Source organism: Klebsiella spallanzanii (assembly GCF_902158555.1).
Lineage (GTDB): Bacteria > Pseudomonadota > Gammaproteobacteria > Enterobacterales > Enterobacteriaceae > Klebsiella > Klebsiella spallanzanii.
The window spans coordinates 225,321-246,741 of sequence record NZ_CABGGS010000034.1; the positions used below are offsets into that span (position 1 = coordinate 225,321).

A 21,421-nucleotide genomic window follows, 5' to 3' on the forward strand; every position below is an offset into this window, starting at 1 on the left:
TTCATTCAAATAATGACGAAGCAGAGGTTTTAATTATGACGAACGCGACTCTCGATATTTTATTTTATATTTACCGGAGCCGACCGATACCTGATATTCATCGCCCACGTGGGTAAATTCGAGAGAGTGGTGCTCTGTAATTTCACCGCCAGCCGGGAGCATAATCGTGGCCCGACTGTTGTGGGGGATGGTGATATCCAGCGTCATCTCCTGATGCTCATCTCTCTGCCAGTTCACGCTAATTTCGCCATATCCCGAACGGTAGCAGGCATTCATCCACTCAAGATTGCCGCCAAACGTCGGTTTAATAAGGATATGTCTAAATCCCGGGTTATTTTCATCGGTGTCGATACCAGCGACCGCCCGATATATCCATTCGCCAATTGCGCCATAAGCGTAGTGGTTAAAAGAGTTCATATCCGGGCTCCACATTGAACCATCGGGTTTAATACCATCCCAGTGTTCCCAGATGGTTGTTGCTCCAGCTTTAACCTGATAGAGCCAGGAGGGGAAGTCATCTTTTAGCAGTAGTTGCCAGGCTTCTTTGCCGCGACCGTTGTTGCTGAGCGCGTGGCAGAAATAGGGCGTACCTACAAATCCCGTGACCAGGTGCCCATCATGTTCATTAAGCAGTTCAACCAATGTATTGATGGTTCTTTCTCTGAACCGTTCCGGGACCAGACCAAAATGCAGGGCCAATATATGCGCGGTTTGTGTTCTTGCTGCCAGACGCCCGTTAGGCGTAAAAAACTCTTGCTGGAAGCTGTTGACGATTGAGGTATAAAGCGCTGAATACTCCGTGTAGTCGTCTGTATATCCGAGTACTTTCGCCGTTTTAGCCAGCAACAAAGTAGACAAACTATAATAAGCCATGCAGGTTAAATCGTTTGGCGTTGCGCCAAAATAGCTGCCTTCTTTGGCATCAAGAGCGACCCAATCACCGAATTGTAATTTATAGCTCCATTTATTATCGACAGCGTGTTCGCGCATGAAATTCACCCACGCCTTCATGCTGCCATACTGGTTGCGTAACGTTGCGGTATCGCCATACATCAAATAGAGCGTCCAGGGATTGATCACCGCAGCATCGGCCCAGGCGGCGGCAGAATGTGTGCAACCGTCGCGCATAAAGCGGTCTTCGTCGCTTCTGCCGGTGAGGATATCGGGAACCACGTGCGGTACGCCGCCTTCCGGCGTCTGGTCATAACGAAGATCGGTCAGCCATTTGGCAAAAAAGTTGCGCGTTTGCATCAGATAGCTCGCGGTGCGGCAGAAAATCTGCGCATCGCCGGTCCAACCCAAACGCTCATCGCGCTGTGGGCAGTCGGTGGGAACATCAACGAAATTCCCCTTCAAGCCCCACAAAATATTGTGGTGCAGCTGATTTAAATCCGGATTAGAGCAGAGGAATTCGCCTGTCTGCTCCATTTGTGAATGCACCACTACAGCTTTAAAATCATCCAGCGCAATGGTCCCAGGCCAGGATTCAATTTTCACATAGCGGAAGCCCTGGAAGGTAAAGTTAGGGTGGTAAACTTCGACATCCGCTCCCTTCAGCGTGTACTCAATGCGCTGCTTTGCCGAACGCAGGTTGTCAAGATAGACGTTGCCGTCCTTATCCAGCACTTCGAAATGGCGAAGAATAACCTTGTCTCCGGCCTGACCATTGACGTGGAATTCAACCCATCCGGTAAGATTCTGCCCAAAATCAATAACGGTATCGCCTTCAGGTGTCACGAGAAGGGCAAGAGGTTTAAGGCATTCTACAGCCTGCACCGTACATGCCCCTTGCGCTTGCAGAGCCTGTTTGCTTGCTGTCACGAGGCTGACTGGCCGCCATCTGGCCGTATCGCAATCCACCTTATTCCATGCGGATTGTTCACGACGCGCATCATAGATTTCGCCATCGTAAATCTCCGAGAATAATACCGGTGAGTCAGCGGCCAGCCAGCGGCTATCCGTACCAAACATCATTTGACGCCCATCTTTATAGGTCACGACGACCTGACAGATAAACGCGGTTCGTTCGCCATAATAATTACGCTGGCGATTAAAGCTCATATCGCCTTTATACCAACCGGCGCCAATGCTGGCGGCAATCGCATTTTCCCCGCTATTAACCAGATGAGTCAGGTCGTAAGTTTGATAGAGCAGGTGGTGGTGATAGCTGGTCCATCCGGGAGTCAGCTCATCCTTACCGACTTTTTCACCGTTGACATACAGTTTATACAGACCCAGGGCACTGGCATGGGCAACAACAGAGTGAATATCGGCGCAGTCATAGAGTTTAAAAAGCGTTCTGAGCAGCGTACCTCTGGAGTCATTTTTATCTTCGCTGGTTTCAGCAGAAATAAAATCCGCCGTCCACTTTGAACCCGGCAGCCCGGTAATAAACACGGCACTCTCGCTCCAGCTGCTCTGCTCGCCGTGATTATCACCCATCCTCACCCTAATAAAGTAATGACGTGAATTTTTAAGCTCAAGATCAGGTAAGACGATATTTTGTGATTCTGCGCTGGTAACCCAACCGCTGTCATAAACAACCTTGGTGAAGGCTGCGTTTTCACTTAACTGAATTTGTCTGTTTACTTGTTCAACATTTTGATTGCTGCTGTCAATCACCCAGCCCAATACCGGCATCGTCTCAGTACCGTTAAGCGTTGGGGAATAGTTTAATGACACGCTTTTAATCGCTAACATGTTACCGCTCCTTTTAGTTTTCACCTGCTAAATGCTTATTCATTTCGCTATTACGGACATCAGGGGAGAGCATTTCTGCTTCATCATTAAATTCATTACGCTGTTTGCCCCGGAAACAGAGCCAGCCAATAAACACACCAACACCGACGATGGATGAGAGCGTGGCGTACAGCACCATCGGGCCAGCATCAAGCAATACGGGGGTAACGAAAGCGAGCATGCCGCATGACAGGCGGGCAACGGCAACAATGACGCCCTGAGCGGTGGATCTCAGCATGGTCGGGAATGACTCCTGCGACCAGACTTTCATTATTCCTTCGAACGCCAGACCGCTCCCCATATTGGTAAATAACATGCAGCAGAACCATGATGCTGGAGAGAAGTTAAAAATCATCGGCAGAGCGTATCCGCCGGTCAGCAGGACGGCACCTAATATATAAAAGGGCATACGTTTAGGTGTATCGACAATACGCATAAATAAAATACCGGAGGCCATACCAACAGGCATGATGAGCAAATTCCATAACGAGTTTGTGCCGACGCTAATCCCCACCACATTAACCGCAACGTAGGTTCCGAACTGTCCACCGGTATTAGCGGCGAGGTTGGTAAACGCGTAAAAAATACAAAGCGCGACAAATGGCCACAAATATTTTCCCTGAAGGAGATCTTTATATGAGGATTTTTGCGCGCGAACCGTTGTGACGCCACGACGGAGCTCATCACGAGCAACCAGCCACAAAGGTGATTCGGGAATAGACCAGCGCAAAATCAACAAGATGGCGGCCACCAATCCCACATGTAGATACATGATTTGCGCGCCGCTTCTTCCCCATTCACCCACAACGGCGGCAATCGCCATGGTCATGCCGATACCAATGGTCCATAACAGGTTGGAGAGGGCGATGATCTTTCCTCTGTTTTTATCCGTGGCCGCTTCGGAAATGGTTGCCAGCGAAACGGGTAAATCAGCGCCTGTCGCCAAACCGACTAATAAAGTGCCGATCAGCAATAAATGAAATGTCGAGCCTAAAGCAAGTAATGTGGTGCCGATGATAATCATGGCCATGGTAATAATAAATACTTTACGCCTGCCGATGCGGTCTCCTAAGCGTCCGCCGGTAAACGCACCAAGCGCAATACATAATGTGAGAAGTCCCGAAAGAATACCTATTTCCGTTGCGGTGGTGCCTATTGTTTTTTGATAAATAACCAGGGCGGTACCGTTTGACACAATAGCGGCGGAGTCGATGTAGGATGCCATTCCCGACACGACCCCGACATACCAGGGGTTGGGTACTTTTTTTACTGACATACTTGTTATCCTCTCTAAGGAGATAATTATAATGAGATAAATATTTGAGGTATGACGATATTCCTTTTCCTTGCATGGAAATACACCTTGTAAATAAGGTGTTTTAATACATGTTTGCTGACTATATTAATTAACGGGTGAGTTTTCTCTCCTGGGACGGCGGGTAGCGGAAGCGCCGCTTATAACTTTCCGTGAATCTGATGGCATTTTGAAAACCGCAGATAATGGCTATCTCATTGATGGTTTTATCCGTGGTACGTAATAGTTCCTGTGCTTTCAACAGACGAAATAGCTGCTGAAAATTCCCCGGCGTATGGCCGGTGATATCTTTAATAAATCTGAACATCGTGCGTTTAGCCATGCCGCTTTCATCGCACAGATCGCCCCAATGAATATGCCGGAGATAGTTATATTTCAGAAAATTAAGCAGATATTTTCTTCCAGAGGCATCAAGAGACTGGCGAGTGGCTCTTCGCTGCGTGCACTGGTACAGCGCGTCTATAATGCCAAAGAAGGCCATTTCGGTGGCCGAGAAATAGGCATCATCGAAATCGTCATCCTGACGACGATTAATAACCTGGCTAAGATTAATGATCCTCTCCAAATCATCCGATGATAAAGAAACATTGTGCTGATTGTTAAGGCTGTTGTTTTTTTCTATTTTTGCAATGAGCTTGCTAACATTTGACAGGAACGCAAAAGGGCGGCTTTTGTGGATCAGGACATTAATTACCGATAAGTTGTTTGTGGATATATAGCTATGCGTGTCGGTTGTTGAGACAAAAAAGAAGTCGCCTTTATAGATAAACTGTACGTTATCGTTGATTATATGAAATCCGCTACCTTCATATACGATAACGATCTCATCAAAGTCATGCCCATGAACTTCTTCAAGATTTTGTTGACCAAGCATAAAAAGGCAGAAGGCATGTTTTTCTGACAAGAAAAACTCGTGGCTTTGCATAATTTTCATATTGTCACCTGCAGTAAATTGCAAACAATAACCATAGCATATCCACCTTCTCATGTTTATGAATGAAGTGTCTGGTTCTTTTTATTGGTGAAATATTCAATTTGGTAACGTATTTGTATTTAACAACAATAGTTATGACAAGTCTATATGGCAATTTGGCACTCAGCCGTAATTACATGTGATTCAACCTTCATTTTTTTACAAATAGGGAGGGTTCAGTGTCAGATTAGTTTTGCGATTTGCAATCAGAGTTGAAAGATTAATTAACGATCGATAATCCTTAATTAGCCTTCGAATTATTGTGGTTTATCACCAGTATGAAGACAAGAAGGGGAGATCCGTGAAGACATGGTTTTGCAGTATCAGGATTGCCTTGACGACAAATCGCGATAGACTGAACGTCCATGTGGATAATACAGGATGTTAATTTCAAAATGCATGACTCCCTCTCCCTGCTGCTAAAAGCGATCATGATTTTACTTCTTGCCCTGGGAATCTGGAGCTTTATAAGACGGAAGGCGAAAAAAGCGGTTCTGGGTATCGACCCGGCTATTGCTGAAGCTAACGCCCGCGAACGTTACCGCTGGCGTTACGCCCAATGGGGATGGCAGACGCTACAATATATTTGTCTGCTGTATTTAGTTGCCTCAGCCCTTAAGTTCATTCTGAGTTAGGACAGCGGGTTACGCGCGATTGAGTAAAGCCAGCATAGCATCATCCAGCCCTTGATTTGGCTTAAGCGGGGGAGGCGCAACGCTACCCGCCCTGGCAATACCTGAATCAAGATGATAAAGCACCTGGGCCTGAGCCACGCCGCAGGATACGCCATCTACCACCGGAACGGGGATTTTACCCGCCAGCGCTCTCGCCAGACCGGCTAATGGTGCGCCGGCAAGAATCAGGACATCGGCGCCATCATCATTCACTGCCTGATGGCAGAGCACCAGCAGGCGCTCTGCGTGCTCCAGCTGCACGCTACCGGCATCACGAAGCGGACTATCCAGATAACGAATGCTGGCAAGACGAGACAACATGCCATAGCGATCTACGCACTCGCGATACCAACCCGTGATACGTCGGGAAATGGCAATAATCGAGAAACGGGGTCCGAGCTGCGCTGCCGTCATTAATGCTGATTCGGTCATACCGATCACGGGTACGTCCAGAACTTCTCTTAGCGGTAAAAGACCCGGATCGCCAAAGGCAGCGACCAGCAGCGCGTCGTAGCTTCCGAGCCGTTGACCTGCAATAGTGGCAACGGCGTGCCCGCCCAGCAACGCTTCAAACCGGGTTTCAATATAGGCTACGCCGCTTTGCGCGGTGGCCATAATAATTTTCGTATCCGCCGCCGCCGTTCGCCGGGCTTCGGTTTCAATCAGCGCGGTAACGCTTTGCGTAATGTTCGGATTGACTATTAATAACCGCATTGCAGCTCCTGATAATGTCCAAGAAAATAGAGCGTTAGCCAAAAATCGCTTCCAGATCAACATCGGTATCGTCATCTACCGAGAGATCCAACGTGGCTTCAATATGATCAAGATGACTAATCATCAGGCGAATGGCTTCTTCTTCGTTGTCCTGTTCCAGCGCGTCAACAATAGCAGTGTGCTCATGATTAGGGCATGCCGGAACGTTCGGAGAGTCATACAACAAAATGATCAGGCAGGTCAGGGATGCTAGCTCGCGCATCAGCTTTGTCAGCGGTGCGCTATCGACCATTTGCGCAATCAACAGGTGGAACTCGCCGGATAAGCGAATAACTGCGTGTTTATCGGCCGCCTCGCGGGCCGCTCTTTCCAGGCTGATATGTTGATGTAGACGTTCATAGAGCGAACGGTCAGCTCTGGCGACCAGACTGCGTATCAAAGCAGGTTCAAGTATTCGCCGGGCCTGAAAGATGTGCCGGGCTTCTTCGATCGAGGGGCTGGAGATAAAAGCACCGCGGTTAGGAATTGTCGTTACGACGCCTTCATAAGCTAAGCGGGCCAGTACTTCGCGAATTCGGGTACGGTTAACCTGGAAAACGCTGGCCAGCTTTTCTTCCACTAATTTCGTGCCTGGAATAAGTCGATGTTCCATAACAGCGTTGAGGATACGTTCATAAATGACATCACGCTTGTCGCTCGTACCGAGGATTTGCCCGGCGTTGCGCGCTTTACGCGAGCGAGGAGTTTCATTGTTTTGGGTCAGCACGTGAGGATCCTTTTAAAATTGCCACTATTTATATTAGTACTGTCACAAAAAATAACAAGACTCGTATTATTCATGCACTAATTTGGTTCGTTTCTGCAAAAAATCGCCAAAATAGTGCATAAAAATGAAGGAGTAAATCGCTATTTTTTTCAATGAATAACAATAATTCCATTTAAATAAAAATATAAAAATCAACATATTAAATGGGTTTTTTCTTTTCTAATAACAGTAAAAATCGACTTACTGCAGTTGTGGCATAAAGTCTGCATTCATATTGTCACAATATACACTAAGTTAGTGACAATAGGAGGCTTTATGTTCACTTTGAACTCACCATTCCGCATGATTATACGCACAGGTCTCATGCTATTCCTTTGCCTGGGCGCCATAACGGCGGCCCGGGCCGACGATCAAAACACCATTAAACTCGGCTATGCAAAGTGCGCTCACTGCACATCGCTCTCCCTAACGCCGGAAAATGCTACAGGAATAAAACTGGAAGCCATTCCGTTTAATACCGGCAATGACGTATTAACAGCGTTATTGTCCAAAAGTATTGATATTGCACAGGTCACCTATCTGCATTATGCCACCGCGCTCGATAAGGGATTTGAGGTTGTCGCGATATCAGGGCAGATAAGCGGAGGTTCGCAGATTCTTATTGCTAACTCGTTGCCCGTTCAGCCCGGAAATTGGCAAGAACTGGTCAAATTGATCCGTCAGTATAAAGCGGAAAATAAGCCATTCCGCGTGGCGGCATCGCGCGGCAATGCGCAGGATATTCAGATGCGCGGTGCGTTCCTGAAACACGGTATTGACATTAATAAGGACGTTCAATTTGTCAATATCCCTAACCCTGCCGATCACACCCAAGCCCTGCGCCGCGGAGAAGTGGAACTGGTGACGTCAGTTGAGCCGTTTGCTACGCAGATCCGCGACGTAAAGGCGGCGAAATTCTTTGATTATCCCTATGACCAAGCCGCAGGTAAGTTAACAAACCTGATTATCACCCGTCCGGACGTGATTAAAGCACATCCGCAAGGTGTGCTGGAGACCGTGCGCGCTATCGTGAAGGTCAACGGGCTTATGTCCGCCGATAAAGCGCTGTTTGCCAACACCATCCAAAAAGTGACTGGCCTTGATGCGGCTATCGCCCGCGGGGCGGTCGACAATCTCTACCCCGACTATGAGATGCATCGCGCTTCGGCGGTTGCCATCGCGCAAATGATGCGCCAGCTCAAGTACATCAATAGCGATGTCAGCGAAGCGGTGGAGAAAAATATGGACTACCAGTTCCTTGAAGCCGTTACCGGCAAACCGAAGACTGAATTAGGGTATTGATATGAAAAGCTCCGCCATGCAAAGCCGAGCGGCAGGCCGCTCTGGTAGAGCCTCAATGTTTGGTCGCATCTATCAACGCATTGAGCGTTTTATCATCCCCGTGCTGCTGATTGTTGGCTGGGAACTCTTCTCTCGTTCGGGGGTTTTACCTCGGGCGCTACTGCCAGCACCATCTCAGGTCGTCATCGCCTGGGCCGATTGGGTATTCGCCACCGATGGGAATACGCAGAATTACAGTGGCAACTGGATTTTTGACGTCGCCTCGAGTTCATATCGTGTGTTCGCCGGATTTGCACTTGCTGCCGTTCTGGGAATTGTTGTGGGTATGGCGATTGGCTGGTCGCGGACGGCTGAGAATCTGTTCGAACCGGTACTGCAAATTTTGCGCCCTGTACCGCCGGTTTCCTGGATCCCGCTGGCAATCATTTGGTTTGGTATTGCCGATAAACCAGCGATATTCCTGGTCTTTATGGGGTCGTTCTTTCCGGTTCTGCTGAGTACCATTCATGGCGTGAAAAGCTGCGACCGCAATCTGTTACGTGCAGGGGCCATGACGGGGGGAACGCCGGGGAAACTGCTGGTACATATCGTTTTTCCGGCGGCGCTGCCCGCTATTTTCTCCGGCTTACGTATTGCTATCGGTTCCGCATGGATGCTCACCGTCACCGCTGAGATGGTGGCGGTGAAAAGCGGTGTTGGCTACGTGCTGTGGGATTCGTACTACTTCCTGCGCTACGACATCGTCATTGCCTCAATGGTCAGCATTGGGCTGCTGGGTTTCCTCAGTGATTACGTTATTAAGCGCATCGGCGCATATTTTCTGCGCTGGCAACGTGGTTCCACTTTACAAAAGGAAGGTTGAGAAATGGCTCTTATCACCGTGGATCGCGTGTCGCGCGTATTTGATGACCCTAAACGCTCTACCGGGGTACGGGCGCTGGATAACGTCAGCGTCTCCGTAGCGCGCAACGATTTCCTTTGCCTGTTAGGCCCCAGCGGCTGCGGCAAATCGACGTTACTGAACATGATTGCCGGGTTTGATCACCCCAGCGAGGGAAGCGTTATTGTCGGTGGGCAACCGGTCAGCGCACCGGGGGCCGACCGCGGAGTGGTCTTCCAGCAGGCGAATCTGATGCCCTGGCTACCCGTCTGGGAAAATGTGGCTTTCCATTTGAAGATGCGTGGCTTTGGCAAAGACATTCGCCGGGAGAAAGCACAGAAATTTATCGAAATGGTCGGTCTGAAAAATTTTGAAAACCACTATCCCAGTGAGCTCTCAGGGGGAATGAATCAGCGCGTGGGTATTGCTCGTGCGTTACTGATGAACCCCGAAGTTATCCTGATGGATGAACCTTTCGGCGCCCTTGATGAGCAAACCAAAATGGATATGCATGCCGAGCTTATTCGTATCTGGCGAGAGAGTAAGGCAACCATTGTTTTTGTAACCCACGGGATTGATGAATCTCTGGCGCTTGGAACCCATGTCGCGGTGATGTCAGCTCGCCCGGGGCGGATCCGCGAACTGCTACCGATAGACCTCGATCGCCCACGCGATCCTACGAGCAAAATCTTTAACGATTACAAACGCCATATTCTGTCGCTGCTACGACCAGAACCAACGGAGGAGTAAGCCGCAATGAAAACCAAGAACAACGGGGAGTATCAGTATGACTAAGCGGATCCGGCTGGGGATACTTACGCCGTCGTCAAATACCGCGCTTGAGCCGCTGACCCAGTCGCTGATCGCTGATTTTCCGGAAGTCAGCGTGCATTTTTCCCGATTCCGCGTGACTGAAATCGCACTTAGCGATAAGGCGCTGGGGCAATTTCAATGCGAACAGATCATCGAAGCCGCGCGATTGCTGGCGGATGCGAAAGTCGATGTCATTGGCTGGAGCGGCACATCTGCGGGCTGGCTGGGCTTTGATGCCGACGTTGAGCTATGTGCCGCCATCACCCGGGCGACCGGAGTTCCGGCAACAACATCGGTTCTGGCTTTGAATCGCGCTCTGGCTCTCTGGCAGGTTCGTCAGCTTGGTCTGGTAACGCCGTATCTGGCCGAGGTGCAGGAGCGCATCATCGCTAATTATGCGCAACTAAACATTGACGCCAGACATGAGAGCCACCTGGCGTTACAGGATAACTTTTCCTTTGCTGAAGTGGACGAAACCACGCTGGAACAGCAAATCGCTAAGGTTGTTGCATTGGGGGCGCAAGCCGTCACCACGTTTTGTACCAATCTGAACGCCGCGCGTAGCGTTACGCAGTGGGAGCAGGAATTTGACGTTCCCGTGTTTGATACCGTAGTGACTGTGGTGTGGGATATGTTGAAAATGATGGGCGTCGATACGCGCCGTGCTACCGGCTGGGGTCGGTTGATGGCGGAGGGATAATATGCAACCGTTCGATACCGTAATTCGCCGTGCTCGAGTCGTGACCGCCGCGGATATATTCACCAGTGATATTGGCATTATTGATGGGCGTATCGCCGCGTTGGGCATGGAGTTGCCACCGGGTAAATGCGAGATTGATGCTGCCGGGCGCTATGTGACGCCTGGAGGGATAGACAGTCATGTGCACTTAGACCAGCCGAGCGAGGATGGGGCGGTGATGGCTGATGATTTTCTCAGCGGCACGCTCTCGGCCGCATGCGGTGGAACGACGACCGTCATTCCATTTGCCTGCCAGCAAAAGGGAGGTTCGTTGCGCGAGGCCGTCGAAGATTACCATCGCCGGGTAGGTGATAAACCGGTGATAGATTACGCCTTCCACCTGATTGTGACGGACCCAACGCCCGATGTGCTGGAAAATGAACTACCGGCGCTGATCGCCGAGGGGTACACCTCGTTTAAAATCTATATGACCTACGATGCGCTTAAGCTAGGCGACCGGCAGATTCTTGAAACGCTGTCGCTGGCACGTCGTGAAGGCGCGATGGTGATGCTACATGCTGAGAACAGTGATTGTATCGCCTGGCTGACGGATCGCCTGCTGGCGGCCGGTCTGCACGCGCCGCGTTATCATGCCGTCGCTCGTCCAATGCTTGTTGAACGCGAAGCAACCCATCGGGCAATTGCCTTTGCTGAACTGGTTGATGTGCCAATCCTTATTGTTCATGTATCAGGTCGTGAGGCGGTGGAACAGGTCCGCTGGGCGCAAAGCCAGGGCCTGAAGGTTTATGCCGAAACGTGCCCACAGTATCTGTTTTTAACCGCCAATGATCTGGGCTGCGATGACAGCTTTGAGGGCGCACGCTGCATTTGTAGTCCACCGCCGCGGGATGCTGCCAACCAGCAGGTTATCTGGGACGGCCTGGAAAACGGTGCTTTCGAGATCTTTTCCTCAGACCACGCTCCGTATCGATTTGAGGGGCCGGATGGTAAGAAAGCGCACGGCGAACAGGCGTCCTTCGATAAAATTGCTAATGGGATCCCCGGCGTTGAGACCCGGATGGCGTTGCTGTGGTCGGAAGGTGTACGAACAGGTCGAATTACGCCGCAGACCTTTGTCGCGCTAACATCAACCCATGCGGCAGAACTTTACGGTCTCTATCCGCGTAAAGGCAGCATTGCTATTGGCGCTGATGCCGACCTGGTTATCTGGGATGATGATCGGGTATTTACGCTGACCAACGACATGCTGCACCACAATGTCGATTACACCCCCTATGCCGGTATGCAGCTAAGTTCCTGGCCCGCGATGACGTTCTCGCGCGGGGACATTGTCTGGGATGGCGAGCCGCGAGGAGAGCAGGGACGCGGACAGTTTCTGGCCTGTGAACGCCCTGGCCCGGCTCAGATCCGTCGGCGTAAAAGCGAGCTACCTTTATGACTGATGTAGAGCGCGTTGCCGCGCGTTTAATTCGCGGGTGGCAGACTGGATCACGGCAGTCAACAGCAGGATTGCACCTGGTATCTGATGCTGACGCCTACGCCGTACAGCAACGGGTGGCCGATGCGCTGGGGTGGTTTAGCGATGATGCAACAAATATCTGGAAGCTGGGCGGGGCGCCGGGAAGCTCCTCCAGCACGGCCAGGATCCCTACGACGGCGGTGTATACATCAGGCTGGCAGATTCCTGTTGGATTCTGTTTTGCCTATGGTATTGAGGCTGAAATTGTTGTGCGGCTTGGGAGAGACCTGGATGCCGGTTGTTCTCTTTCCGAGGTTTATTCCGCCATCGACGTCTGGATGCCGGGAATCGAACTGTGCGATTCCCGGTGGGATGAAGTGGACGCGCCAGGCGCGCTGTTACGCCTTGCCGACCGGCAGCTTAATCGTGCGTTGATCCTCGGTGAAGCGCAGGCGTTTATGCCTTATCCGCAATGGGGCACGATGGGCGTTTCTGTGCAGGTGAATCAGACGCTACTTACGGCCGGATGCGGAATTCATCCTTTCGGCGACCCATTGAGTGCGATCCCCTGGCTTGCCCGCCATGCGGCAGCGCAATCTCAACCTCTACGCGCGGGGGACTTAATCGCCACGGGCAGTTGGAACGGGTTGTACTGGGCTCCGGCAGCAGCACGTATCGCGGTGAACTTTGCCAGTGCAGACCCCGTGCTGCTGCTAACATAATCCGTATTAACAACGTATCAGGAATAAATGATGAACTTACCAAAGGTTACGGTGCTGGGATTGGGCGCTATGGGACATGCATTTGCCAGTAACTTGCTGAAAAGAGGTTTTACCGTCGCCGCATGGAACCGCTCTCCGGGGCGAGGGGAAGATCTAGAGGCTTATGGTTTGACGTGCTATGCGCAGCCCCAGCAGGCCGTATCGGACACCGATGTTATTATCAGCATGCTGAGTGATGCCGAAGCCACGCTTTCGGTGCTGGCTGAGATCGCCCCGGCCTGTAAGTCGCAGGCAATTTATTGCCAGATGGGGACTATTGGCGTACAGGAAACCCTTCAGGCTATTGACTTGCTCAAGCAGGTCCAGCCAGCGATGCAGTTTGTAGATGCGCCGGTTTCCGGTACTAAAGCGCCAGCAGAGAACGCACAAATTCTGGTTCTCGCCAGTGGAGAGCAGGAAAAGTGTGCCGCCGCTGAGCAGGTTTTTGCTGCCATTTCGCGTGGTACTCAGTGGTTTGGCGCTGCGGGTAACAGCCAGAAAATGAAGTTAGTACTGAACGCGTGGCTAATTTCGATGATGCAAGGGGTAGCCGAGAGTACGCTTTTAGCAAAAAATCTTGGCTTCAGCCCAGAGCAGTTCTGGAGCGCGCTAGAGGGCGGTCCGCTGGCCGCGCCGTATGTTAAAGTAAAACTGGACGCTATCGCAAAACATCAATATGCGCCGCAAATGCAGCTCGTGCATGCACTGAAGGATGCGAAGCTGGCGCTAACGCTGGCTTCTCCAGCGACAATGCCGGTGCTGGATAAAATTACCGATATCTGGAAAAAAGCGGCGGAAGAAGGGTTTGCGGCGCAGGATCTGTCATCGGTTTACCAGTGGCTGGAGAGTCAGTCTCCAGAAGCTTAGTTTGACAGGTGATTGCCGTCTTTGCAGGGAGGAGAGGAGGTGGCAATGTTTTTTAGGCAAGATGCTTATATTTCGCTTATTTTAGTCGTTTCACAAACATGTGAATGTTCAGGTATAATATCTTGATTGTTTGTCCAGGAGCGATTACCGCTCCCGGTGTAAGAATAGCAGGGCTTTTAAATCACAAAATTCGAAAGATAATATCCCTCTTCAACACGCATCATTAAGTATTCTTGGTCTGAACCCAAAAGGCATGAATTAACCCAGGAATGTACCCTAAAAGCGTCAGGATAATATTAAGGATAAATGCCCAGCCAAACCCTTTACCCAGCAGAACGCCTAACGGAGGTAGAATAATTGTCAAAACAATTCGCCAGAAACCCATAATATCTCCCTATGTAGTTAGTCATTTAATAATTATTTTAGCCGCTTCGCTTAGTTTTGCAACCTGTCTATTTAATTATAGCTCGGACTCGCTCACACCAGGTTGATGAGAGTATGTGTTATAAGTTTGATATCAGAAAAAACCTAAATAATAGTAAAAATAGATGTTACGGTAAAAATACACACATAAAAGGATCCTTACAGGCCAATTTTTTGTTCCAGAAGAATCGCTGCGGTATCGTTGGGATGCTGCACCGCAGCGACAATATTTCGGTTATGCTACTCCAGTGCCACCATCTGAGCACCAGACTTGACCGGAAGAGTAAGAACTACTGTCCGAGGCAAACAGAACATAAAGAGGCGCAATCTCTACGGGCTGACCTGGTCTACCAAGGGGGGTGTCCTCCCCAAATTGCTGAACCTTATCCTGTGGTTGTCCGCCGCTTGACTGAAGCGGTGTCCAGTATGGACCTGGAGCAACAGCATTAACGCGGATACCGCGAGAACCTAACTGTTTTGCCAAAGATTTGGTAAACGCAACGTTGCATGCCTTCGTCTGGGCGTAATCCAACAGAATCTCGCTGGGTTTAAATGCCTGGACTGATGATGTATTGATGATAACAGCCCCTTTAGTCATATGACGAAGCGCTGCTTTGGTAATCCAGAAAGGAGCGTAGACGTTTGTTTTAAAAGTGGCATCAAACGCGGCAGTGCTTAACCCTTCAATAGATTCACAATACTGCTGTCTTCCAGCATTGTTGACTAGAATATCCAACCCGCCAAGTTCTGCTACCGCCTTTTCAACCAACGTATCACAAAATGATTCAATACGAATATCGCCAGGGATCGCTACCGCTTTCCGGCCCTCAGCTTGTATTAGGGCAATAACGGCAGCCGCGTCGGACTCTTCTTGCGGGAGGTATCCAATTGCAACATCAGCACCTTCACGGGCATAAGCAATGGCAACAGCCCGACCAATACCGGAATCCCCCCCGGTAATCAATGCTTTTTTTCCGCTGAGTTTTCCTGAGCCGATATAGCTTGTCTCTCCGTGATCGGGCAGAGGCTTCATTTCAGATGCTAACCCTGGGGTCTGCTGCGGTTGTTCCACAAACGGTGGACGAGGGTAATGTAGCATTGAGTTATTTCCTGATGTCATACCAGCCTCCTTAACAAATGAAATGTAATATTAGTCACTCACAGCGATTAGGTGCTCAAAAAATCCAAATTCAGAATAATTAACGCTTTAAAGTCAGTGATTATTTACCTGTTCATCAAATCAACATATAATACCAGAATAGCGCAATCTCATCTTTTTCAGGCAATGCTTTATAGAGATAACGATCGTATCCACCTAAAGAAAATCCATAATTTCTGTAGAATAAACATGCGGGAACATTGACGTTTTGCGTCTCAAGCTTTAAGCCTGCAGCGTTCATACTTCGGGCCCAGACATGAGCAGCAGACATCAGTTTGTTAGCCGTGCCGCATCTGCGTTTAGAACTTTCTATGGCGATGTAATCAACTGAGACAAATTTATTCCAACTCAGTGAGGCAGTGATAAATCCCGCAATTTCATGGTGTTCAGTCTCAGCAATGAGAAATATTGAATCCGAATTAATACAATGATTTTCCAAAGTCTGAATATCGAGTTCATAAGTTTTGATGTACGAACTTACTAGTGGTTCAATTAACAAATCGTTATTTATAAAAGGTGCGCTGGCGGCATGAGTAATGGTGAATGAAAAATCACAACATTCCAAGCGTACAAGATCCGTTTTTAATCCTTTTCGAATATGCATAGTATTCCTTGTGTTAGTGTGTTCCATTAATCATAGACAACATTGTTAAAAACAAAAGGTTCTCGCATCGCACCAGAAACATTGGGAGGCAGAATTCATTTCCATCTTAGGATATGGGAGAAGGCGATGAGCCTGAGCGAGCTTCATACGAGGCCAGATATCGCGCGCAACGTAATTTCAATAGTGATCGTTCCAGGATGATATCAACATCAGATTTCAACAGGGCAATCTGATAAAAGAGACATCTGAAAGACTGCAGGGATGAGGGAGACTAACATGGATTAAAAGCTTAAGGTCTAATTTAACATAATATACATTGCAAAAGGCCATGATTGAGTAACCACAATTTTAGTGGGTAAATATCATGGCTATTTTTGGCGTAAAGTTAACCAAAACCAGCAATACACAGCATGTTGTTAGTGCTTTACTCCTGATTTGTTACCGATTAGGTGAGGGCGATAACGTCGCTCACCTTTTCGGTGATGAAGTCTCCAGTATTTCCCCGCGTCAAAATGTTCAGGCTCTACCTGAGCGAATCGCAAAAATCCTCTCTGAAATCTCCCGTCGCGGACTGTTTTTTCACGTAGCGCCGCATGGAGAAAATCACGGCATATTCATTGCCACACATCCGAAAATCCTAACTAAACACGCATAGGGGGCATCATGCGCGATTTTGCTCTGGTATTTCGTCATGCGTGGGAACTGGCAAGAAAGGGCGCTGATACCTTCGGTGGTTCGGCGCGTCAGTATTTCCGCGAATCTCTCATGCTGGCCTATAGCAACCTGAAGCGTAATGTAACCGCTAAAGACCTTGTCAAAATAATGCAGGGTCGCAGGCTGTCTATGAGCCAAATTCGGGAGGAAGTAAACGCCAAATTTAAAAAACAAACAGCAAAGAACATTGCCAGAAGAATTTGGAATATGTTCCGCTCGCCATACGTAGAAATTGAGAAGATCAAATGTCAGGCGACGGGAAAATATTTGTATCATCTGAAGAACGCACAGAAGAATTTTTTTGTAAGCGGTGCTATTACTCGCGCTCTCAAATCGGCAAGACCTGAGAAGAAAAAGGCTATAAAACCTCGACCAGCAATGACGAAAGAGGAAATAAATGCCTGTCGGTTGGCTAATGCCTTCCATAGTGCATTAAGCACAGGGGTGTATGTAGCACCTCAACTTATTGAGAATTAATAATGAAAAAAAACCAGAAAGTCATTCAGTTTCGTGGTGATGAAGATATGTACCATCGAGCACAGGAAAGAATCACCAGTCAGGAGATTCTTTTCCCTGATGTTATGCGAGCCGCGCTTAGAGCCATTGCTGAGGGTGATGTTGCGCCGTTTGCAGATATCATCAATGAGGCCGGTCACACTGGTGATGAAACCAATCAGGCATGGCTTTATCACAAATGTCATGAGCTTTTCGAATATCGTGATGGTCAGTTATTACGCAAGTCACGCAAAGGAATGGGTGAAAAGGGAACCCCGGCATATATCCGCATCCGGGAAGGTGAAGAACATGTATTAATTCAGGGTAATCATTATCTGTTAAAAGATATCGTCTGGTTAATGGCTAACGGGAGCATTGCCGGAGAAGTTATCTATAAAAACCCGCATCGTGTAACCAATAAACACGCAATTGAAAATCTCATTTTAAACCCGGTGGAAATTAGGCAGGTAACGATAACAAAATATTTGAGTGGATCTGAAAAGATCGACATTTGCAGGGGGAAGCAGAGAGCCATAGCTATTAATACCGAAAGCGATATAAGTGCAGCCGGAGCAATTGAGAGACTCATTAACAGAGGGCAAACAATCCCGTTACTTTTGCGCGGCGATGATGGATGGGTTGCATCGCGAACCGCTATTCACGCTTTCAAATTGGGTGATAACCAGTACGTAGTAAGCATTACATAAGGGGCTTTTATGTCGAATGAAACAGTAAAAAAGGTCATGGCAGAAAAGCGCCGTATGACCATCGGACAGTTAACAGACCAGCTTGTTAGCGGTGCTTTACGCCGTGAGTTAGGCATGGATAAAACCGAATTTGCCACGCTGGTTTCAGTTATGCGATCCACTATCCGGCGCATTGAAGGGCTGGAGGCAACGCCACGTATGGGGCTTATTTTCAACACCGCCGCAGTGTTGCGCATTGGTATTGACTTTCCAATCACAGAGGAAAGGGCAAAAAAATGACCATGAAAAATGATATCACCGAACTGGCTCAGAGAGAGAAATTCGAAGCATGGGCAGAACATGCTTGCGCGGCTCCGTGGGGCTACCTCAAGAAGCGACGTACAACGGAAGGCTATTTCGAGCAGATTTACACCTGCATGTGGACAGCATGGAAAGCGGCTGGCGCTGAGCTGGTAGAGGCGCTGGAGAGGGCGAAGCACGATTCAGCGGTTGATTGGGAGGCCGCTGCATCGCTGAACGTCGAAAATCAGGAGCTGAAACAACGCATCGCCGAGCTTGAAGAAAGCAACGCTCAGGTCATCCAGTCTCGCGACCACTACAAACGCATGACCGAGGAAGGGCTGAAGAAACTGGCGGAGTCCCGCACCGTCACTGCCGCCGCTGCTGATGTATTTTCCGAGCGTCAGCGGCAGGTTACAGCGGAGGGTTGGACTCCAGAGCACGACGACGAATACACAGATGGTGAGCTGCCGAGGGCTGCAAGTTGCTACGCGCTCATGGCGTGGCGCGAAAAGTGCCTGAGCGACGGTGAGTATGCAGTCAGCCAGAAAGCACTGCCATATTACTGGCCGTGGGATCCCGCGTGGTGGAAACCGACTAGCCCACGGCGCGACCTGGTTAAAGCTGGCGCGTTAATTCTGGCGGAAATTGAGCGTATCGACCGAGCCGCTGGCATCAAGTGGGAGGCTGAGTAGATGGCTAAATTAACCAAAAAAGAACAAGCCTGGGTGGATGAAGTTAACGCTGTAATGGCCCGCTGCCCGTCTCCGAAGAAAATAGGATTTTACACCATCGGCGACCCGTCAATCGCACTCTACGACCTACGCAGGATAGGTGAGGTAATGGCAAGACTGGATGGCCGAGCCTCATCTGACTGGTGTACCGCCGTCCAAAACATCGGTGCAGGCTTTGATGAAACCATTGAATTTCCGTCTGCCGTCGAAAGCACAGCAGGATAAGGGGTGGCTATGACCAGCGAATTAACCAGAGAGCACATTGAAGATACTAATTATCGTGGTTTTTGGCGTGTAACCGTGTGGGCCTGTTTATTTTGTGTAATATTTTTCTGGTTGCCTGCTATTTCAGTAGCTATTTATTACTTTTCCTCGGGGAATTAATGCGCCGTTATATCATTACCGATAAAGACATTATCGAGGCATTCCAGCGATGGTCTAGCCCGGAATTAAAAAACCAGAAAATGCATACCAGCTTCATACGTGAGGCTGTTTGTCGCGCACATCCTGACAAGGTAATTCTTCAGTATGACGTTCGCCAAAAGCTAAAAAATATGGCCTCACGTGGTTTAGTTACTGAGGTGCGTTTAAGTCCTAACGCAACAGCCTGGATGATAATAAAAGGTGATTCAAATGGACAAAATTAAGACCAAAAGAAGCGAGCGCCGTTTGTCGCGTGACCTGATAGAAGAAGGGTTAAGGCTGGTGGCAGAGCGTAGTGAGCGGGAGGGAGTGAACAAAGATACCGCTAAACGTCATGCTTCAGCCATCAGGGGCGTGATTCCGGCGCTGGGTGTAGTAAAGAGTAAGGTTGTGAAGCCGGGGGTTTGGGTTTCGCTCTACACGCGCAGCGATGCTACATCGACCGTCATCAGCAATATGAAGTTTACCGCCGTCATATTTGAGTGGGCCGGACAGCAGGAATATGAAGATTCGGCATTTTATGCCGCTATTGCAAATGCCATCCGTACAGCGCTGGCTGTCAGGGGGTAAGGATGCTCAGTGATTTACTGATAATGGTTGACCGCCGTGCTCAGGCGGTCAGTTTGCGTGAAAAAACCATTATTAACGAACGTCACGCTGTCCGAATGCTTGAACCTGTTTTATCTCTTGGGGTACGCGCTGCAAGCGTACCTGATACGTGGGTAAGGTATGCCGACCGCTGCATTGATAATGGGCTGGCGGCGTCTACGGTTCGCCAGCGCATAGATTGCGTTGCGGCTGTTGTAGCCTGGGTGATTCATGCTGATATTAAATTCAAGCCAGCCGCGCCGGGCTCTTTGGGTAGGATGCTTGATGCCATGCGTACAGCGGCAAGAGCTATAGGAAAACGGATAAAGCGTCACAGAGCATTGAGCAGGCCAGCCCGCGTAAGTGTTGATGAGTATTCTACGGTTGTGCGTGAGATAGAGTCTTTGCGGGATCCATACAGGGCCGCAGCCCGTATGATGCTGTGTTTTGGGATGAGGGCAACAGAAACGCTTTCACTATCTCCCTCATCAATTATTTCAGGTGGGAAGTTGTTTGTACCTGACCGCGAGACTAAAACTCACTCCGATTTGCTTTTACCTTTGCCAGTTAAATACATTCCTTTAATCGAGGGGTGGCTAAGCGTGATAGGTGAGTCAGAAATAAAGTACAACACGCTTGTAACGACGATTTCCCGCGCCGGGATTAAATGGCGCTGCCATGATTTAAGAAAATTATTCAGAACTTCCGCCGCCGTGCGTGGTGAGGATTATCTTGCAACAGAATTGATATTAAATCACGCGGTGAAAGACGTTCCGAGTGTTTATTTGCAATCTCCACCGTTCGCGGCAATGAGGCGAGTTTTAAATAATTCGATTGAAGAATATTTACAGGTTAAAGGGTAGGGAATGGAAAAGTCAGCGATTAAAGATAATGATATTATGTATCAAAAGAAGTATCCGAGAGATTGCCTGTTTAAGTTGCTTCAACTACGCACTAATTTAAAAGCAAAGCCAGATATTTACCGGGTAGAAATGATTAACCGCAGTGGTGATAAGATTTTGATGGGAGGGCGGCAAACAACACAGGAGGCGATTTCTCTTTATCAAGATATTGCGACACTTAGCCCATCAGAAGTGGAGGCGGCATTCAGTAGTATGGTCTGACAGCAGACGACAAAAACGAGCCCGGCATATGCCGGGTTTTTTTATGCCTGAAAATTGCAGTCAATAAATGTAAGTGAAAGGTTAAATTTTAATTAACAAAAACACAACATAATGCATGTTAAATAAGGTAACAATAAAGTTAAATAAATGTTATGTGGATAGTTTTGTG

Annotated in this window: 26 protein-coding genes; 18 read left to right on the plus strand and 8 right to left on the minus strand. The window is 48.9% G+C overall.

Annotation, left to right across the window (positions count from 1 at the left end):
* Positions 1 to 33: 33 nt before the first annotated feature.
* The 3 genes from FN082_RS18900 to FN082_RS18910 form a co-directional block, all read right to left on the minus strand.
* Positions 34 to 2,700 (minus strand): alpha-L-rhamnosidase, encoded by a 2,667-nt coding sequence (locus tag FN082_RS18900; protein WP_142982124.1) that lies wholly within the window; start codon positions 2,698 to 2,700, stop codon positions 34 to 36.
* A gap of 13 nt (positions 2,701 to 2,713) precedes the next feature.
* Entirely contained in the window at positions 2,714 to 4,015 is a 1,302-nt protein-coding gene (locus FN082_RS18905) for an MFS transporter (protein ID WP_142982125.1), read from the minus strand.
* A 130-nt stretch (positions 4,016 to 4,145) separates the two neighbouring features.
* Positions 4,146 to 4,988, minus strand: a complete 843-nt coding sequence (locus FN082_RS18910; RefSeq protein WP_142982126.1) for a helix-turn-helix domain-containing protein — start codon at positions 4,986 to 4,988, stop codon at positions 4,146 to 4,148.
* 434 nt (positions 4,989 to 5,422) lie between these two features.
* On the opposite strand from FN082_RS18910, the gene FN082_RS18915 reads away from it, so the two are divergent.
* On the plus strand, positions 5,423 to 5,662 hold the full coding sequence (locus tag FN082_RS18915) for a hypothetical protein (RefSeq protein WP_142982127.1): 240 nt from the start codon (positions 5,423 to 5,425) through the stop codon (positions 5,660 to 5,662).
* Positions 5,663 to 5,671: 9 nt separating this feature from the next.
* On the opposite strand, the gene FN082_RS18920 is transcribed toward FN082_RS18915, so the two are convergent.
* Entirely contained in the window at positions 5,672 to 6,415 is a 744-nt protein-coding gene (locus FN082_RS18920) for an aspartate/glutamate racemase family protein (protein ID WP_142982128.1), read from the minus strand.
* A 34-nt stretch (positions 6,416 to 6,449) separates the two neighbouring features.
* Positions 6,450 to 7,181 carry a GntR family transcriptional regulator gene (locus FN082_RS18925; protein WP_139539741.1) on the minus strand — a complete coding sequence of 244 codons (732 nt, stop codon included), beginning with the start codon at positions 7,179 to 7,181 and terminating at the stop codon, positions 6,450 to 6,452.
* 315 nt (positions 7,182 to 7,496) lie between these two features.
* Between FN082_RS18925 and FN082_RS18930 the strand changes: the two genes are divergently transcribed.
* From FN082_RS18930 to FN082_RS18960, 7 genes are read left to right on the plus strand one after another with little or no spacing between them, the layout of a single operon-like run.
* Entirely contained in the window at positions 7,497 to 8,522 is a 1,026-nt protein-coding gene (locus tag FN082_RS18930; protein ID WP_208431204.1) for an ABC transporter substrate-binding protein, read from the plus strand.
* Position 8,523: 1 nt separating this feature from the next.
* Complete coding sequence (locus tag FN082_RS18935) at positions 8,524 to 9,384, plus strand: ABC transporter permease (protein WP_208436572.1); 861 nt, start codon at positions 8,524 to 8,526, stop codon at positions 9,382 to 9,384.
* 3 nt (positions 9,385 to 9,387) lie between these two features.
* On the plus strand, positions 9,388 to 10,152 hold the full coding sequence (locus FN082_RS18940; protein ID WP_139539742.1) for an ABC transporter ATP-binding protein: 765 nt from the start codon (positions 9,388 to 9,390) through the stop codon (positions 10,150 to 10,152).
* Positions 10,153 to 10,189: 37 nt separating this feature from the next.
* Positions 10,190 to 10,915, plus strand: a complete 726-nt coding sequence (locus FN082_RS18945) for a maleate cis-trans isomerase family protein (protein ID WP_142982129.1) — start codon at positions 10,190 to 10,192, stop codon at positions 10,913 to 10,915.
* A 1-nt stretch (position 10,916) separates the two neighbouring features.
* Positions 10,917 to 12,353, plus strand: a complete 1,437-nt coding sequence (gene hydA, locus FN082_RS18950; protein ID WP_139539744.1) for a dihydropyrimidinase — start codon at positions 10,917 to 10,919, stop codon at positions 12,351 to 12,353.
* Positions 12,350 to 13,096, plus strand: a complete 747-nt coding sequence (locus FN082_RS18955; RefSeq protein ID WP_139539745.1) for a fumarylacetoacetate hydrolase family protein — start codon at positions 12,350 to 12,352, stop codon at positions 13,094 to 13,096. The genes hydA and FN082_RS18955 overlap by 4 nt, the downstream gene beginning before the upstream one ends.
* A gap of 27 nt (positions 13,097 to 13,123) precedes the next feature.
* Positions 13,124 to 14,002, plus strand: coding sequence for an NAD(P)-dependent oxidoreductase (locus FN082_RS18960; RefSeq protein WP_139539746.1), 879 nt, complete (start codon positions 13,124 to 13,126; stop codon positions 14,000 to 14,002).
* A gap of 223 nt (positions 14,003 to 14,225) precedes the next feature.
* On the opposite strand, the gene FN082_RS18965 is transcribed toward FN082_RS18960, so the two are convergent.
* The 3 genes from FN082_RS18965 to FN082_RS18975 all read right to left on the minus strand — a co-directional run bounded on the left by FN082_RS18965 (position 14,226) and on the right by FN082_RS18975 (position 16,188).
* Positions 14,226 to 14,387, minus strand: a complete 162-nt coding sequence (locus FN082_RS18965) for a YqaE/Pmp3 family membrane protein (RefSeq protein WP_139539747.1) — start codon at positions 14,385 to 14,387, stop codon at positions 14,226 to 14,228.
* Between the two features lie 273 nt (positions 14,388 to 14,660).
* A complete protein-coding gene (locus FN082_RS18970) occupies positions 14,661 to 15,545 on the minus strand; it encodes an SDR family oxidoreductase (RefSeq protein ID WP_139539748.1) in 885 nt (294 codons plus the stop codon).
* A gap of 115 nt (positions 15,546 to 15,660) precedes the next feature.
* Positions 15,661 to 16,188 carry a GNAT family N-acetyltransferase gene (locus FN082_RS18975; RefSeq protein WP_139539749.1) on the minus strand — a complete coding sequence of 176 codons (528 nt, stop codon included), beginning with the start codon at positions 16,186 to 16,188 and terminating at the stop codon, positions 15,661 to 15,663.
* A gap of 364 nt (positions 16,189 to 16,552) precedes the next feature.
* Between FN082_RS18975 and FN082_RS18980 the strand changes: the two genes are divergently transcribed.
* From FN082_RS18980 to FN082_RS19025, 10 genes are all read left to right on the plus strand, one after another.
* Positions 16,553 to 16,843, plus strand: coding sequence for a hypothetical protein (locus FN082_RS18980; protein ID WP_125286347.1), 291 nt, complete (start codon positions 16,553 to 16,555; stop codon positions 16,841 to 16,843).
* Between the two features lie 8 nt (positions 16,844 to 16,851).
* Positions 16,852 to 17,379, plus strand: coding sequence for a hypothetical protein (locus tag FN082_RS18985; RefSeq protein ID WP_049091512.1), 528 nt, complete (start codon positions 16,852 to 16,854; stop codon positions 17,377 to 17,379).
* A 2-nt stretch (positions 17,380 to 17,381) separates the two neighbouring features.
* Positions 17,382 to 18,104, plus strand: coding sequence for a hypothetical protein (locus FN082_RS18990; RefSeq protein ID WP_016809016.1), 723 nt, complete (start codon positions 17,382 to 17,384; stop codon positions 18,102 to 18,104).
* 9 nt (positions 18,105 to 18,113) lie between these two features.
* Positions 18,114 to 18,383, plus strand: a complete 270-nt coding sequence (locus FN082_RS18995) for a helix-turn-helix domain-containing protein (protein WP_049090404.1) — start codon at positions 18,114 to 18,116, stop codon at positions 18,381 to 18,383.
* 137 nt (positions 18,384 to 18,520) lie between these two features.
* Positions 18,521 to 19,078: an ead/Ea22-like family protein gene (locus FN082_RS19000; protein ID WP_142982130.1), complete on the plus strand. Its 558-nt coding sequence runs from the start codon at positions 18,521 to 18,523 to the stop codon at positions 19,076 to 19,078.
* The gene (locus FN082_RS19005) at positions 19,079 to 19,342 is read left to right on the plus strand and encodes a hypothetical protein (protein ID WP_142982131.1); all 264 of its coding nucleotides are present in this window, start codon (positions 19,079 to 19,081) and stop codon (positions 19,340 to 19,342) included.
* A 158-nt stretch (positions 19,343 to 19,500) separates the two neighbouring features.
* On the plus strand, positions 19,501 to 19,764 hold the full coding sequence (locus FN082_RS19010) for a hypothetical protein (RefSeq protein ID WP_223227013.1): 264 nt from the start codon (positions 19,501 to 19,503) through the stop codon (positions 19,762 to 19,764).
* On the plus strand, positions 19,751 to 20,110 hold the full coding sequence (locus FN082_RS19015; RefSeq protein ID WP_142982133.1) for a hypothetical protein: 360 nt from the start codon (positions 19,751 to 19,753) through the stop codon (positions 20,108 to 20,110). The genes FN082_RS19010 and FN082_RS19015 overlap by 14 nt, the downstream gene beginning before the upstream one ends.
* Positions 20,111 to 20,112: 2 nt before the next feature.
* Positions 20,113 to 20,991 (plus strand): site-specific integrase, encoded by an 879-nt coding sequence (locus FN082_RS19020; RefSeq protein ID WP_049091386.1) that lies wholly within the window; start codon positions 20,113 to 20,115, stop codon positions 20,989 to 20,991.
* A 3-nt stretch (positions 20,992 to 20,994) separates the two neighbouring features.
* On the plus strand, positions 20,995 to 21,252 hold the full coding sequence (locus FN082_RS19025; protein ID WP_142982134.1) for a hypothetical protein: 258 nt from the start codon (positions 20,995 to 20,997) through the stop codon (positions 21,250 to 21,252).
* Positions 21,253 to 21,421: the final 169 nt, after the last annotated feature.